Here is a 13,092-nt window from a genome sequence, read left to right on the forward strand (position 1 = left end):
GCGGCGGTGAGCAGCCTCACCCCGCAGCCGGCCGGCGTCCGCCCGGCGGTTCGCCACGATCCGCCAGTTCTGAGGCATTGGGTACGCGGCGCGCAGCCGATAGCCTCAGGAGGTGGAATCAGTGCAGCCCCCCGCCGGTTCCCAGGTCTCCCGCGTACCGGCGCAGCGGACCCCGCCGGAGCAGATGGCGCCTCCCGCGCCCGCTCCGGCTCCGGTGCGGCCGAAGCGCCCGCTGCGCACCGTGCTCGCGATCGTCGCGGGGGTGTTGGCGTTGCTCTGCACGGGCGGCGCGGTGGTCGGCTTCGTGCTGTACGACCGGGCGACCGCCCCGGACCGCAGCGCCCCGGACGTGGTGGTGGCCAATTACGTCCAAGCACTTTTCGAGGAACGCAACGACACCAAAGCGGAGGAGTACACCTGTGGCGGGCGGGCAGACCTGGACGGTGTGCGAGCGCTCCGCGACGACCTCGTGGCCAGGGAACAGCGGTTCGGCACGACGATCTCGGTGAGTTGGGGTCCGCTGACCGCCCGAGAGTCCGGCGACGTGGCGGTGGTCGACGTCGAACTCATCATCTCCGCCTCCGTTGACGGCGTCTCGCAGAGCGATCGGCAGGGCTGGCGGTTCGAGACGAGGCGCGGGGACAGTTGGGGCGTCTGCGCGGCTCAGCGCGCCGCCTAGGTCCGTCTATTCCAGCCAGAGCAGGTGGACCGGCACTTCCAGGGTGGTGGGTGCCTGGCCGCGCCAGGCCCAGCGGTACCACTCCAGTTCCGGCGCCACCCGGACGCAGATGTCGCCGTCGGCGCCCGAGTAGGTCTCGGTGACCGCGCGCAGGTCGCGTCGCTCCGCGCCGCCGTCCACGTGCACCACCCGCCGGCCGGTCACCGCGTCGGCCTCGAACACCGGCGTCGGCGGCCGGCGGGTCGGCACGTCGAGCGAGACCAGCCGGATGCCCGATCCGGTGGGAGTCGGCGGCGGCCGGCGCTCGCCGACCGTCTCGACCCAGACGCGTTCCACCGGCACCAGCGGCGCGAACACCTCCACCTGCTCGGACTCGGCCCGGTACCACTCGTGCTCCGGGATGACCGGCACATAGGTGCGGCTGCCCTGGACCACCCGCTCGTCGGCCCGCAGGTCACCGCGCCAGCCGAGGCCGGGCAGGCCGACCAGCACACGCCGACCGCGCAGCTCGGCCCCGCCGACTGCGGGCACGACATCGATCGGGCGGGGCGGTAGCGGAGCCCAGTCGGGCCGGTCCGCGAAGGGATCGGGCAGCGGGTTGCTCATCGGCGGGACCTCACTCGGTCTCGCCCAGGGGCGCGCCCCGTTCGCGCATGAACGGCACCGGGTTCTGGGCGCTGCGGCTGGACCGGTCGCTGTCGTGGTGCACCTCGAAGTGCAGGTGCGGGCCGGAGGAGTTGCCGCTGGTGCCGGAGAGCCCGATCACCTCGCCGGCCGCGACCTGCTGACCCGGGCGGACCCGGGGTCGTTCGATCATGTGGCAGTAGCGGGTGATGAAGCCCTCGGCGTGCAGGATGTCCACGAACCATCCGCAGCCGCCCTTGTCCGGCCAGCCGTCCCGGTCACAGTCCCGCCGGCCGGAGTGGTCGGGGTCGCAGCGGGCCACCAGCACCCGGCCGGCCGAGGCGGCGTGGATCGGGGTGCGCTTGCCCGCGGCCAGGTCCACGCCGTCGTGGCTCGGGCGGGCCTCGGTGCGGAAGCCGGACACCACGCCGCCGGGCAGCGGCGCGGTCCAGCCGGAGGCGGCGATCCGGGCCCCGGCGGCGGCGTCGCAGACGGCCTTGCCGGCGATCTCGACGGTCCGGGCCGCTCCACCGGCGAGCGCATCCACGATCCGTCCGGCCAGGCCCTCATGCTTGGCGTACGCGTCGGGAAACGCGCTGACCTGCACCCGCTGCGCCACCACACTGAGCGGTCGCTGCTGCCAGTTCGGCACCTTCGCCATCTTCTGGTAGAACTTGCGGGCCGCGTAGGAGGGCGTCATCCGCTGCTCGACGCTGCCCCAGCCGGGCCGCTGCTGGAACAGGCCCACCGAATCGTGGTCGGCGCCGACCCCCTCGTGCGGCAGGGCCAGCGACGCCGGCACCGTGCTGTTGGCCAGGTTCCGCAGCGCGGACTCCTGCATCGCGGTGGCCAGCGCGATCACCCAGCCGCGGGCGGGCAGCTTCATGTCCTGACCGACCTTGATGATGACGGCGGCGTTGCGCAGCTGGCTCTCGCCGTAGTCGGCGAAGTGTGGCATGTCTCCGGTCAGGTTCACCTGGTAGGCGGGGTCGCAGCTCAGGCCGGCGAGCTTCGGGTCCTCCGGGTCGCCGCCCAGCTCGGTGAGGAGGAACGCGCCGGCGCCGCCGACGCAGCAGAGCAGCGCGAGCACGGCGGTGACCGCGGTGGCCAGCACGCCCACGCGCAGTTTGCGGCGGGCCCGCGCGACGACGGCCGGCCCGGTGCTCACGAGCGCTCCCAGTCGACCGCGTCCACCAGCCACGGTCCGTCCGGGGCGACCAGTTCGAGCCGGAGCGTGCCGTTGTCCAGCGGGATGGACGCCTCCACGAAGGACTCGGTGCGGGGGCGCAGCGTCGGCGGGCCGGTGGTCCGGCGCCCTGGCACGGTCTCCGGGTCGGCGCCGGTCATCTTCTCCACCAGCGCGGGGCTGGAGAGCGGGCGTAGTCGGGCCTGCCAGGCGTCGGCCGTGCTGCCCGGGCCGGTCAGCCACGCGGCGGTGAAGCGCTCGGCGACCTGTTGGGGTGTGGGCTCGCCCGGGCGGGTCCGCGGGGCGACCGCCGCAGGCGGGCTGGACAGCACCCCGTCCTCACCGGCCTCCGGGTCCACCGTGCTGATCGGCTGGGTGGGGCGGACGGCCACGCCGGCACCCGGCTCGCCGGGACCGGAGACGAGCCGCGCCGCGCCGATCACCCCGAAGATCAGGACGGCGATCACCAGCGCGACGCCGATCCGGGACCGGAGGACCCGGGTGAAGAGGAATTCCACCGCCCGTCGCACCGGTGTCACCTGGCCTCGGAGCGGATCCGCGGTGCCGGCCGGGCGGCGGGTGTGCCGCGTTCCGCCGAGTCCGGCCGGTAGACGGCGTAGGAGGGCACCTCCTCGGGCACGTCCGGCTCGGTCCAGGTGGACGGCGCACGGCGCGGTCGGGGGCGGCGGTGGGACGCCCGCCCCGGCGCTCGGGCGCGGGTGCCTCCTCCGGCCGCTCCCGCCCGTCCGGGCGTTCCCGTTCCACAGTCGTGGCGGCGTGCGCTGGATCCTCGTGCCGGGCTTCCGGCCGCAGGCTGCGCTGGTCGGCCACGACACCGCGCCGCCGGCCGAGCGCCGGCTCGTTGGTGCCGCCGGGCTCGGCCACGTCCAGCCGGGCGGCGACCCGCATGTCCCGGAAGAACCGGCGGTGCCACGAGCCGGCCGAGCTGACGGCCTCGCTGCTGTCCTTGCCGCCGAGCTGGGTGATCCGCCGATAAGGCCGCAGCAGCAGCCACCCCACCACGCCGCAGAGCCAGACCAGGACCACCTGGAGCCAGCCGGGCAGCGTGGCCGTGTTCATGATCAGATCGACGGCGAAGAGGTAGATGGCCGCGCCGGTGCCGAAGATGGCGATGTTGAACACGGCGGCCACCACGGCGTTGGCGAGCCGGCGCAGCCCGGCGCTGGCCGGGCGCATCAGACCGACCGTGCCGAGGATCGGCGCGGCGATCACCGCCCACCGGAAGATCAGGAAGCCGAGCAGCACCAGCACCGACGCGGTCAGGTCGAACATGGCGAAGAGCAGCGAGGCCAGGACCGCGATGAAGCCGGCACCGATCCGGTCCATGTCCTTGGTGCCCTGGAGATACTCGTACGCCTCCGGGTCCTCCGACTTGATCTGCTCGGCGACCCGGGCCCACTGCTGCTGCTTGGCCTTGATCACCACATCCCGCGTGGCCGGATTGGCGCGGATCGAGGCAGCTTCGTCCCAGGTCAGCGACTTGGCGTCGTAGAGGGCCGGGCCGTACTTCTTCGCGGTCTCGCTGTCCGCCGAGCCGAGCACCCCGCGCAGCCAGTTGCGGTAGAGCATGGTCTCGGTCGCGGTGTCACTGGCCCGTACGGCCGGCGGACGCTTGTCGACGCAGGCGCTCGGGTTGGGCAGGACGCACTTGTCCGGCGGGATGTCTCTGGTGGCGGGGCCGACCGCGTCGTGCACGACGCCGAGCGTGGTGATCAGCGTGCTGTCGGCGATGTTCGCGGACTTCACCGGCCACGCGGCCAACGCGGTCACCGCCACCATCACCAGGATGGCCCAGCCGGCCGTGGTCATCGCGTTGCTCATGTCCGACTGGCGAGAGCGCCAGAGCAGGTAGAGGCCGACCACGCAGATGGTGATGATCCCGAAGACGCTGAACACCTTCTGGTAGACGGCCTTGGTGGCCTGCTCCACCAGCGGGTCCGCCCAGCGCCACATGGTCCGGGGATCCCACGCGCGTTCCCGCAGCGCGTTCGACGCGCCGATCACCGCGTTGGCGAACATGAACTCGCCGTTCGCGACCATGGTGGTGAAGCGGTAGTCCGGATGGAGCACCGACGAGGCGCAGCCGCCGTCCACGTCGTACGTGGTGTAGCTGTAACCGGCGTACCCGTAGTCGCTGTAGAGGCCCTTCGGGCCGGGCTGCTTGGCCGAGTCGGGCCGGGACGCGAACCAGCCGGCCAGGCCGGAGTCCGGCGCGCCGGGGACCGGCGCGTTCCGGCACTCGACCTGGTCCTCGCTGACCGCCTTGAGCCGGTCGACGCAGGCCCGGAAGTCGGTCTGCCACTCCTTGGTGCTGCACAGCTCGGCCCGGGCCTGGGTGGTCGGCCCGGCCGCGGACGCGGGTGTGGCGCCGATCAGCGGCCAGGAGATCGTGGCTCCGGCGAGTACGCCGAGAGCGATGAGGAGCGCCGCGATCCGTGCCCGGGCCCTCGCCATGTCACGCCTCCAGATCAGCCAGCACGGTCGGCAGTTGCCCGGCGGCCTGGGCGACCGCGGCGGGGGTGGTGTCCAGGTGCTTCAGCAGCCCGTCGACGTACGACACGTCGACCCGGACCTTCTGCACGCGCCCGTCGACGTCGCGCATGACGAACTCACGGAACCCGAGCCGGTTCGCCGAGCCGCTGTCGGCCTGGGAGAGCGAGGCGAGGGTCGCCTCGTAGCCGTCGTCGACCGGCACCCGCAGCAGCCGGAGCGCCTCGGAGGCGATCTCGCTGTCCTCGGCGATGCGGCCGACGAAGACGGTGGAGACGAGGTTCTGCACGTCGAGGCCGAGGATGTCCTTCGGGTTCTGCGAGGCGACGAGCGCGGCCAGGTTCCACTTGCGGGAGTCGCGGGCGAGTCGGACCAGGAACGACCGGCCGGAGCGCCAGCCCTCCATGAAGTGGGCCTCGTCCAGGCCGACGAGCTTGCGGGAGGACATCGAGCCGCCGTAGCAGCGGCGGACCGCGAGCCGGTGCGCGGTGTGCAGCATCGGCAGGGCCAGGGCCTCCTCGGCCGACCAGTATTCCCGCTCGATCTTGAGGTCGGGCAGCCGGAGCCCGGCCATGGTGATCACGGTGAGCGCGGCGTCGGCGCCGAGCAGCCCCTCCGGCGGCCGGCCGAAGAAGAGCATGGCCAGCGGCATCTCGGCGGTATCGAGCAGCAGGTTCGCCAGCTCGCGCCCGGCGTCGTCGTCGAGGCCCTGGAGGCAGGTGACCACGTCGTCCAGGGTGGACGTCTCCTCGGCCGGCACCTGGCGGACCGCGTGCCGGAACAGCGTGGCGGTGGACGCCTCCCGGGCCACCTGCGGCGGCACCAGCATCATGCAGATGTCCTGCACCAGCATCCGGCGTTCGGCCCGGGCGTTGGAGACGGCGATCTCGAACTCGCGGTCGCCGGCCGGTCCGGTGGTGAACTCGCTGCGCAGCGGCGTGGGGATCAGCGCGTACGGCGCCAGCGTGCCCTGCTCCGAGCCGGTCAGGTTGAGCACCCGCGAGTAGGGCGCCAGCTCGGGCATGGCACAGAGCCGGGCCAGCGGGCCGGACGGGTCGAGCAGCGTCACCTGCACGCCGCGCCGCGCGGACAGGTAGCCGAGCGCGCCGAGCAGCGTGGACTTGCCTCCGCCCGGCTCGGCGACGAAGACGGCGAGGCCGGATCGCTCGCGGACCTCCATCGGGAAGTGCAGGTCGAGGAAGACCGGGCGGCGGCAGGTGCCGGCGGTGCGGCCGATCAGGTCGCCGCGGCGGTCGCCGACGGTGCTGGCGGCCTGGGGCAGCGCGGCGGCGAGCAGGTTGACCGGCATCCGTCGCACGTAGCCGGTGTTGGCGATCGGCTCACCGGGGATGAATTCGCGGGCCAGCCAGTCCTGGTTCTTCGGGTGCTGGAGCGAGATCCGCAGCTCGCGGGAGTAGAGCTGGATGAGCCGGCGGGCCCGCTCCAGGCACTCCTCCCGGGTGCGACCGCCGACCGCGATCCGGTGCCAGCCGTGCGCGCGGGCCGAGTCGACCGGCAGCCCGGTGGTCATCTCGTCGCCGATGACCAGTGCCCGTTTGGCCAGCCGTTCCAGCTCGGGCGGCGCGTCGATGCCGTGCTCGGCGTAGTCGAGCTGCTGGGAGCGGATCATCCGGAGCCGGTGTTCGAGGTTCCGGAAGGAGTCGTTGGGGCCGAGGATGTCGACCCGGGTGGACAGTTCCATCGGCCACGGCAGCCGCTCGTGGAAGTGCAGCCAGGGCTCGTGCCGCTCGGGGATCTCCAGCGGTTCCATCCGGCCGACCGCGAGCACCGCCACGTGCCGTTCCTCGCCGGTCATCCGGTTGACCAGCTTGACCGTGGAGCCGTAGGGCGTGCGGTAGCGCTCGACCTGCTCGGTGAGGGCGAGCAGGTCGCCGCGTTCCCACCGGCCGTTGGTGATCGGGGAGAGCACGCCGGGCGGCGCCATGCAGAGCGCCACCGAGCGGTAGAGCAGCCACTCCAGCTCGGGCGCGCTGACCCGCCGACCGCGCATGCCGAACGCGCCGAGCACCTCGTCGAACTGCTCGACGGTGCGGCCCAGCCGGCGCCGCTCACCGTCGGCGGTGCCCCGGCCGAACGTGCGCAGCAGTCGCTCGGTGAGCGAGTCGCCGAGGGACCGGCGGGCGAACGTGACGCCCAGGTAGGTCTGGCCCTCGGCGTGGTTGACCGACATCAGGTGCCGCTGGGCGGCGACCAGGTGGTCGGCCCAGCCGGTGGTGCCCGGCACGTCGGGCAGCGGGGCGGCGGTGAGCCCGTCGATGGTGCGGGCCCACTCGTCGGCCGGGAAGGGGCGGGTGGTGCGGCGCAGGTGCAGGCGGAAGCCGGCCAGGCCGGCGTACTGCTCGGAGATCGCCGAGAGCAGCGCCTCGCGTTCCGCGTCCGGGCGGAACGCCCAGCGCACCTCGGGCAGCCAGTACCACGCGGTGACGGTGTTGGGGGTGAAGGTGAGGTGGCCGGCGATCTCGGTGATGGCCAGCTCGACCGACGGGTCCCGGTCACCGAACTTGATCTTCGGGGCGCGGACCCGGACCGGCTTGGCCGGCTTGTCGCGGCGTTCGGCGGAGCGTTGCCGGGGCGGTGCCACCTCACGGTGCGCCGGGCGCCCGACCTCGCGCGACGGCACGGCCGGCATCGGGTACGCGTCCACCGTCTCGGGTTCCGGCTCCCGCCGCTCGGTGTGGTGGGCGGGAGCGTGTGCCGGTGCGGGCGCCGTGACGGACTCGGCGGCCGGCTCCGGCTCGGCGGTGGGCCGGAGCGCGGGCAGCCGGTCACCGGCCTGGAGCGGCACCCGGCTGCGGGTCGCGGGCGGCGGGTCGATCGCGGGCGGCGTCGGGGGCGCGGCGATCGCGGGCTCCGGCCGGGGCCGCCCGACCGCGCGTGCGCCGGGGGTCTGCTCGCGGGACGGCGGTTCGGGATCGGCCGGGGGCGCCGACTGGACCGGCGCGACGGGCTGGTGCGGGATCGGCAGGGCGTCGCGGCCCACCCCCCGCCGGGGCGGCGCCACCACCGGCTCCGCAGGCGTGACCGGCGGGGTGGCGGGGCGACGGACCCGGGGGGACGCGCCGCCGAACAGGTCGAGGAAGGGCGAGTCGATGTCGCCGTCGGGGCGTACCGGCTCGCGCGGTTCCGCGCCGCGCGCGGCGAGGGGGCGAGGTGGCTGGAAGACGCCCACCCGACCGTGCCCGGGGCTGGTGACGAGCGCCGGGTCCAGGACGACCTCGTCCGCCTCCTCGACGTCTGCGTATTCGAACGATCGCGCACGGTGACCGGGCGGCCCGGCCGGGCGCCCGGCCGGGGAACCCGGCGTGGAAGAGCGACTCATGCGACCGCCTCACCCGCGTCGTTCGTCTGCACCGTCGGTGTACGCCCGGTCATGCCAGTTCCTCCCGGATCCTGATCCGGCTCGCGACGAGGCGCGGGTCCCGCAGCTCGGCGGCCGGCTCCCGGGTGCGTCGCCAGTCGGTCAGCGCGGTCCGGATGACCATGCGCGCCGGCCGGTCCGGGTCGACGTACCGGAAGATGAACGAGGTCGTCACGATGGCGAGCGAGATCTCCCAGGCGGGAAAGAGCTCGACCTGGAGCGTGAACAACCAGTGGATGAACACGTAGAGGGGTACGAGCAGCATGAACAGGCCGTACTGGGCGTACGGCAGGTGGACGGGAAGGGTGTAGCCGGGCGGGCCCAGGTAGACCAGGCGTGCCCGGTAGATGTCGTCGTCGGTGCGCAGCCGCATCGTCGCCCAACGCCCTACTCGAAGATGAGGTTGATCAGGTAGTCGCCGACGAAGAAGAGTGTGGCCGCGCCGGCGATGAAGGCCAACCCGATGATGGCGATGGCCGAGCTGGTCAGCACCTTGGAGATCTCACCCCGGCTGGCCCGGCCGATGAAGATCACGCCGAGCACGGCGAGCAGGATCGGCGCGACCTTGCTGGCGAAGAAGGTGACGACGTTGTCGGTGTCGATGCCCTTCGGGGCCGGCTCGGCGAGTGGAGTCGACGCCAGGGTGTGGAGCGCGTGGTCGACGGCGGTCGACGCCGTTGCCATGAGCTCGATGGCGATCACTGGAAACCTCCCCAAAGGTCGCGGCCGGCGGTGCCGCGGTGGTGCAGTTAGGCAAGCCTGGCGGGATGGTGCTCGTCAGGAACAGCGCACTCGACGCTGAGTCCGTCACTCGCCACGCAGGGTGGTGAGTCCTGGGCGGATTCGTCCCGCTTCGGCCCTCCCTCCAGGCTTCGCCATCTCGATGCTGGGCAATTCCAAAGCGTACGGGCCGGCCACCTTTGCGACAAGCCGCGAAGAGTGGACCCGGAACGACCCGGACGTCCAATCGTACACCTGTTCCAATGTGCACGTCAGGGCCGCCGGATCCGGGTCTCGCCCGGTGGCCGGAAGCCCTGCCGGCGAACGGTACTGTCGGGTCCGTGACCGATCTGGTACGAGCGGACGCCCCGGTGGTGATGGGCGTCCTCAACGTCACCCCCGACTCCTTCTCCGACGGCGGCAGATACGCCGATCTGGACGCCGCCGTCGCACACGGGGTGCGACTCCGCGCGGCCGGCGCGGACCTCGTCGACGTCGGCGGCGAGTCCACCCGGCCCGGCGCCGACCGGATCGACGCGGAGACCGAGATCGCCCGGGTGCTGCCGGTGGTCCGCGAGCTGAGCGCCGCCGGCATCCCGGTCAGCATCGACACCAGTCGGGCCCGGGTCGCCGAGGCCGTGCTCGCCGCCGGCGCGGACGTGGTGAACGACGTGTCCGGCGGCCTCGCCGACCCGGACATGGCCCGGGTGGTCCGCGACGCCGGCTGCCCCTGGGTCCTCATGCACTGGCGGGGGCACGCCCGTGAGATGCGGGACCTGGCCACCTACACCGACGTGGTGGCCGACGTCCGGGCCGAGCTGGGCCGGCGGGTCGACGCGGCGCTCACCGCCGGGGTCGCCGCCGACCGGATCATCGTCGACCCGGGGCTCGGCTTCGCCAAGACCGCCGCGCACAACTGGGAACTCAGCGCGCGCCTGCCCGAGCTGGTCGACCTCGGCTTCCCGGTGCTGTTCGGCTCCAGCCGCAAGTCCTACCTGGGCCGGCTGCTCGCCGGCCCGGCCGGCGATCCCCGCCCGACCGCCGGGCGGGAGGCCGCGACGATCGCGACCAGCGTGCTGGCCGTGGCGGCCGGCGCCTGGGGGGTACGCGTGCACGACGTGCGCGGCACCGCCGACGCGCTCGCCGTCTGGCGCGCCACCGGCCGCCCGCGGCTGGCGACCACGACGCGGGCCGGGGTGGCCGGCGCCGGCAGCGGAGGGCACCGATGACCGACCGGATCGAGCTGACCGGCCTGCGCGCGCACGGCCGGCACGGCGTCTACGACTTCGAGCGCGCCCAGGGGCAGGAGTTCGTGGTCGACGCGGTGCTCGAACTCGACCTGGGCCCGGCCGCCCGCTCCGACGACGTGACCGACACCGTGCACTACGGCGAACTCGCCGAACGGCTGGTCGCGGTGGTCACCGGCGAGCCGGTGAACCTGATCGAGACGCTGGCCGACCGGCTGCTCGCGATCTGCCTGGCCGAGCCGCGGGTCGCCGCCGCGACGGTGACCGTGCACAAGCCGGAGGCCCCGATCCCGCACGCCTTCCGGGACGTGGCCGTCACCATGCGGCGTACCCGGTGACCCGGGCCGTGCTGTCGATCGGCAGCAACCTCGGCGACCGCCTCGACCACCTGCGAACCGCGGTGGCCGCGCTCGGCGACGACGTGCTGCTGGTCTCCGGCGTCTACGCGACTCCACCGTGGGGGGACGCGGAGCAGCCGGCGTACCTGAACGCGGCGGTGATGGTGGCGGACCCGGCGGCGGCGCCGGGCGACTGGCTGGCCCGGGCCCGGGCCGCCGAGGCGGCGGCCGGGCGGACCCGCGACCCGGCCCGCCGGTACGGGCCGCGCACGCTCGACGTGGACGTGATCGCGGTCTGGGACGACGCCGGGCAGCCGGTGCTCGCCGACGACCCCGAGCTGACCCTGCCGCACCCGCGCGCCCACCTGCGGGCCTTCGTGCTGCGGCCGTGGATCGACATCGAGCCGCACGGCCGGCTGCCCGGGCACGGCTGGCTGACCGACCTGCTCAACGCCGAGCCGCTGGCCGGCGACGCCCTGGAACTGAGCCCGCGACCCGATCTGACGCTAGAGTCGGACGCATGAGTACGGCCCGGAACCCGCAGGACCCCGACCGCTTCCGGATGGGTCCGACCCGGGTCTCCACGCTGGTGGTGGCCGGTCTGGCCGCCGCCGCGGTGGCCTGGCTGCTGATCAGCGGCTTCTACTACGACTTCGCGCCGGACCTGCCCTGGCTGCCGGTGATCACGCTGGCCGGGCTGGCCGTGCTGGAGGGCTACGCGGCGGCCAACACCCGCAGCCGGATCGAGCGGCGACCCGGCCGGGAACCGGTGAACCCGCTGCTGGTGGCCCGGTTCGTGGTGCTCGCCAAGGCGTCCGCGCTGGCCGGAGCCATCTTCACCGGCTTCTACGCCGGGCTCACCGGCTGGCTGTTCGTGGAGCGGACCAACGCCGCCGTCGGCGACCGCCCGGCCGCGATGGCCGGGCTGGTCGCCTCGCTGGCCCTGGTCGTGGCCGCACTCTGGTTGGAACGCTCGTGCCGGGTGCCCGAGCAGGAGGACGACGAGGACCGGGAACCGGGCGACCGGGAGACGCCGCGCGGACGCCGCTGATCCGAGGGTTCCGCCACCTCCCGCCCGCAGGTACCGTCCGTGGCGACCGGAGAGCGACGGCCGCCACGGTCCGCCCGAGGAGTGGGCCGGACGCGGCCACCTGGGAGGCGCGGGCCAATGGGGTACGACCAGTCGGGCCGGACGGTCCCACCGGAGACGTCGTCCGGCGTGCCCGCCGCGGTGCTGGAGAACGTCTTCGACGACCCGACCCACGGCGAGCCCGGCCGGGACCGGATCGCGGTGCACGTGGTCTGGGAGTTCGTGCTGCTCGCCGGGCTGGCGGCGGTGACCTGGCTGCTCTGGCGGGAAGACTCGGACGCGTTGCACGGCGGGGCGCTGAAGACGCTGCTTGTCGACGTGGCCGGGCTCGGCCTGCTCACCCTGGCCGCCGGTCTGAGCCTGCGGGCGGCCGCGGTGAACCTGGCGATCGGCCCGGTCGCGCTGGCCGCCGCGCTGCACTACGCCGAGCAGGGTGACCGGGGCGCCCGGGAGGTGCTGCTCCCGGCGCTCGCGGTGGCGGCGGTCGCCGGGTTGGCGCTCGCCCTGGCCGTGGTGGTGCTGCACGTGCCCGGCTGGGCGGCGAGCCTGGCCGGCGCGGCCGGCGTGATCGTCTGGCTGGAGCGGCGGACCGCCCCGGTCACCGTCCAGGGCGACTACGACCCGCGGCGCGCCGCGCTCTACCTCTTCGTCGGCTTCGCCGCGGTGGCCGTCCTCGGTGGCCTCTTCGGCGCGATCAAACCGGTGCGCCGGCTGATCGGCCGGTTCCGTCCGGTCGCCGACCCGGCCCGCCGGCGTGGCGCGGTGGCCGCCTCGGTGACCGCGCTGGCGCTCGTCGGCTCCACGGTGCTGGCCATGTTCGGCGGGATGCTGATCGCCGCGAACGGCGACGGCACTGTCGCGCCGGGCACCGGCCTGGACTGGTCGGTGCTGGCGGTCGGCGCGGTGCTGCTCGGCGGCACCAGCGCGTACGGCCGGCGTGGCGGCATCTTCGGCGCCCTGCTCTCGGTCTGCCTGGTGGTGGTGTTCCTGGCCTGGGCCGTGGCGCACGACTGGACGGTCAGCCGGTGGGCGGTGGGCGGCGCGGCCCTCGGCGTCGGGCTGCTGGTCACCCGCCTGGTGGAGACGTTCGGCCGACCCCGTCCGGCACCGCCCGGCCCGCGCACGTCCGGACCGCAGCGGCCCACCGGCGACGGCACGCTCAGCAGCGGCTGGGCCATGACGCCGGCGCCCGAGCCGGCCGACACCTGGCCGTCGGTGCTGCCGATGCGCACCGACACCGACACGCCCGTCGACGCGTGGGAGGCGCCGCGCTGGGAGAGCGAGCCGCGACGCTGGGACGCCGACGACCGCTGACGCC

At 74.0% G+C, this 13,092-nt stretch carries 12 protein-coding genes and 1 pseudogene; 6 read left to right on the forward strand and 7 right to left on the reverse strand.

Annotated elements, in window-relative coordinates:
- Positions 1 to 121 precede the first annotated feature (121 nt).
- Positions 122 to 679, forward strand: coding sequence for a hypothetical protein (locus O7598_RS01000; RefSeq protein WP_269694703.1), 558 nt, complete (start codon positions 122 to 124; stop codon positions 677 to 679).
- A gap of 6 nt (positions 680 to 685) precedes the next feature.
- Here O7598_RS01000 and O7598_RS01005 read toward each other — a convergent pair whose 3' ends face one another.
- The 7 genes and pseudogenes from O7598_RS01005 to O7598_RS01035 form a co-directional block, all read right to left on the reverse strand.
- Positions 686 to 1,285: a hypothetical protein gene (locus O7598_RS01005; RefSeq protein ID WP_269689584.1), complete on the reverse strand. Its 600-nt coding sequence runs from the start codon at positions 1,283 to 1,285 to the stop codon at positions 686 to 688.
- A gap of 10 nt (positions 1,286 to 1,295) precedes the next feature.
- The gene (locus O7598_RS01010; protein WP_269689585.1) at positions 1,296 to 2,471 is read right to left on the reverse strand and encodes a M23 family metallopeptidase; all 1,176 of its coding nucleotides are present in this window, start codon (positions 2,469 to 2,471) and stop codon (positions 1,296 to 1,298) included.
- Positions 2,468 to 3,028 (reverse strand): hypothetical protein, encoded by a 561-nt coding sequence (locus O7598_RS01015; RefSeq protein WP_269689586.1) that lies wholly within the window; start codon positions 3,026 to 3,028, stop codon positions 2,468 to 2,470. Before O7598_RS01015 ends, O7598_RS01010 begins: the two co-directional genes overlap by 4 nt.
- Positions 3,025 to 4,964: pseudogene (locus O7598_RS01020) on the reverse strand (MFS transporter). Before O7598_RS01020 ends, O7598_RS01015 begins: the two are co-directional and overlap by 4 nt.
- 1 nt (position 4,965) lies before the next feature.
- Positions 4,966 to 8,340 carry an ATP-binding protein gene (locus O7598_RS01025; protein WP_269689587.1) on the reverse strand — a complete coding sequence of 1,125 codons (3,375 nt, stop codon included), beginning with the start codon at positions 8,338 to 8,340 and terminating at the stop codon, positions 4,966 to 4,968.
- Between the two features lie 49 nt (positions 8,341 to 8,389).
- A complete protein-coding gene (locus O7598_RS01030; protein ID WP_089157613.1) occupies positions 8,390 to 8,752 on the reverse strand; it encodes a hypothetical protein in 363 nt (120 codons plus the stop codon).
- 14 nt (positions 8,753 to 8,766) lie between these two features.
- Complete coding sequence (locus tag O7598_RS01035) at positions 8,767 to 9,081, reverse strand: hypothetical protein (RefSeq protein WP_091070155.1); 315 nt, start codon at positions 9,079 to 9,081, stop codon at positions 8,767 to 8,769.
- A 359-nt stretch (positions 9,082 to 9,440) separates the two neighbouring features.
- Here O7598_RS01035 and folP point away from each other — a divergent pair, with 359 nt between their 5' ends.
- The 5 genes from folP (at position 9,441) to O7598_RS01060 (ending at position 13,088) form a co-directional block, all read left to right on the forward strand.
- A complete protein-coding gene (gene folP, locus O7598_RS01040; RefSeq protein ID WP_269689588.1) occupies positions 9,441 to 10,328 on the forward strand; it encodes a dihydropteroate synthase in 888 nt (295 codons plus the stop codon).
- On the forward strand, positions 10,325 to 10,684 hold the full coding sequence (gene folB, locus O7598_RS01045; protein WP_269689589.1) for a dihydroneopterin aldolase: 360 nt from the start codon (positions 10,325 to 10,327) through the stop codon (positions 10,682 to 10,684). Before folP ends, folB begins: the two co-directional genes overlap by 4 nt.
- A complete protein-coding gene (folK, locus tag O7598_RS01050) occupies positions 10,681 to 11,208 on the forward strand; it encodes a 2-amino-4-hydroxy-6-hydroxymethyldihydropteridine diphosphokinase (RefSeq protein WP_269689590.1) in 528 nt (175 codons plus the stop codon). The genes folB and folK overlap by 4 nt, the downstream gene beginning before the upstream one ends.
- 38 nt (positions 11,209 to 11,246) lie before the next feature.
- Positions 11,247 to 11,735 (forward strand): DUF3180 domain-containing protein, encoded by a 489-nt coding sequence (locus O7598_RS01055; RefSeq protein ID WP_269694704.1) that lies wholly within the window; start codon positions 11,247 to 11,249, stop codon positions 11,733 to 11,735.
- Positions 11,736 to 11,852: 117 nt separating this feature from the next.
- Complete coding sequence (locus tag O7598_RS01060; protein ID WP_269689591.1) at positions 11,853 to 13,088, forward strand: ABC transporter permease; 1,236 nt, start codon at positions 11,853 to 11,855, stop codon at positions 13,086 to 13,088.
- Positions 13,089 to 13,092: the final 4 nt, after the last annotated feature.

This window comes from Micromonospora sp. WMMC241, from assembly GCF_027460165.1.
Taxonomy (GTDB): Bacteria; Actinomycetota; Actinomycetes; order Mycobacteriales; family Micromonosporaceae; genus Micromonospora; species Micromonospora humi.

Excerpts from the sequence above, each read along its gene's own strand:
- folB (WP_269689589.1), top strand. The coding sequence starts at position 10,325 with ATGACCGACCGGATCGAGCTGACCGGCCTGCGCGCGCACGGCCGGCAC.
- O7598_RS01025 (WP_269689587.1), bottom strand. The coding sequence starts at position 8,340 with ATGAGTCGCTCTTCCACGCCGGGTTCCCCGGCCGGGCGCCCGGCCGGG.
- O7598_RS01060 (WP_269689591.1), top strand. The coding sequence starts at position 11,853 with ATGGGGTACGACCAGTCGGGCCGGACGGTCCCACCGGAGACGTCGTCC.
- O7598_RS01005 (WP_269689584.1), bottom strand. The coding sequence starts at position 1,285 with ATGAGCAACCCGCTGCCCGATCCCTTCGCGGACCGGCCCGACTGGGCT.
- O7598_RS01055 (WP_269694704.1), top strand. The coding sequence starts at position 11,247 with ATGGGTCCGACCCGGGTCTCCACGCTGGTGGTGGCCGGTCTGGCCGCC.
- O7598_RS01030 (WP_089157613.1), bottom strand. The coding sequence starts at position 8,752 with ATGCGGCTGCGCACCGACGACGACATCTACCGGGCACGCCTGGTCTAC.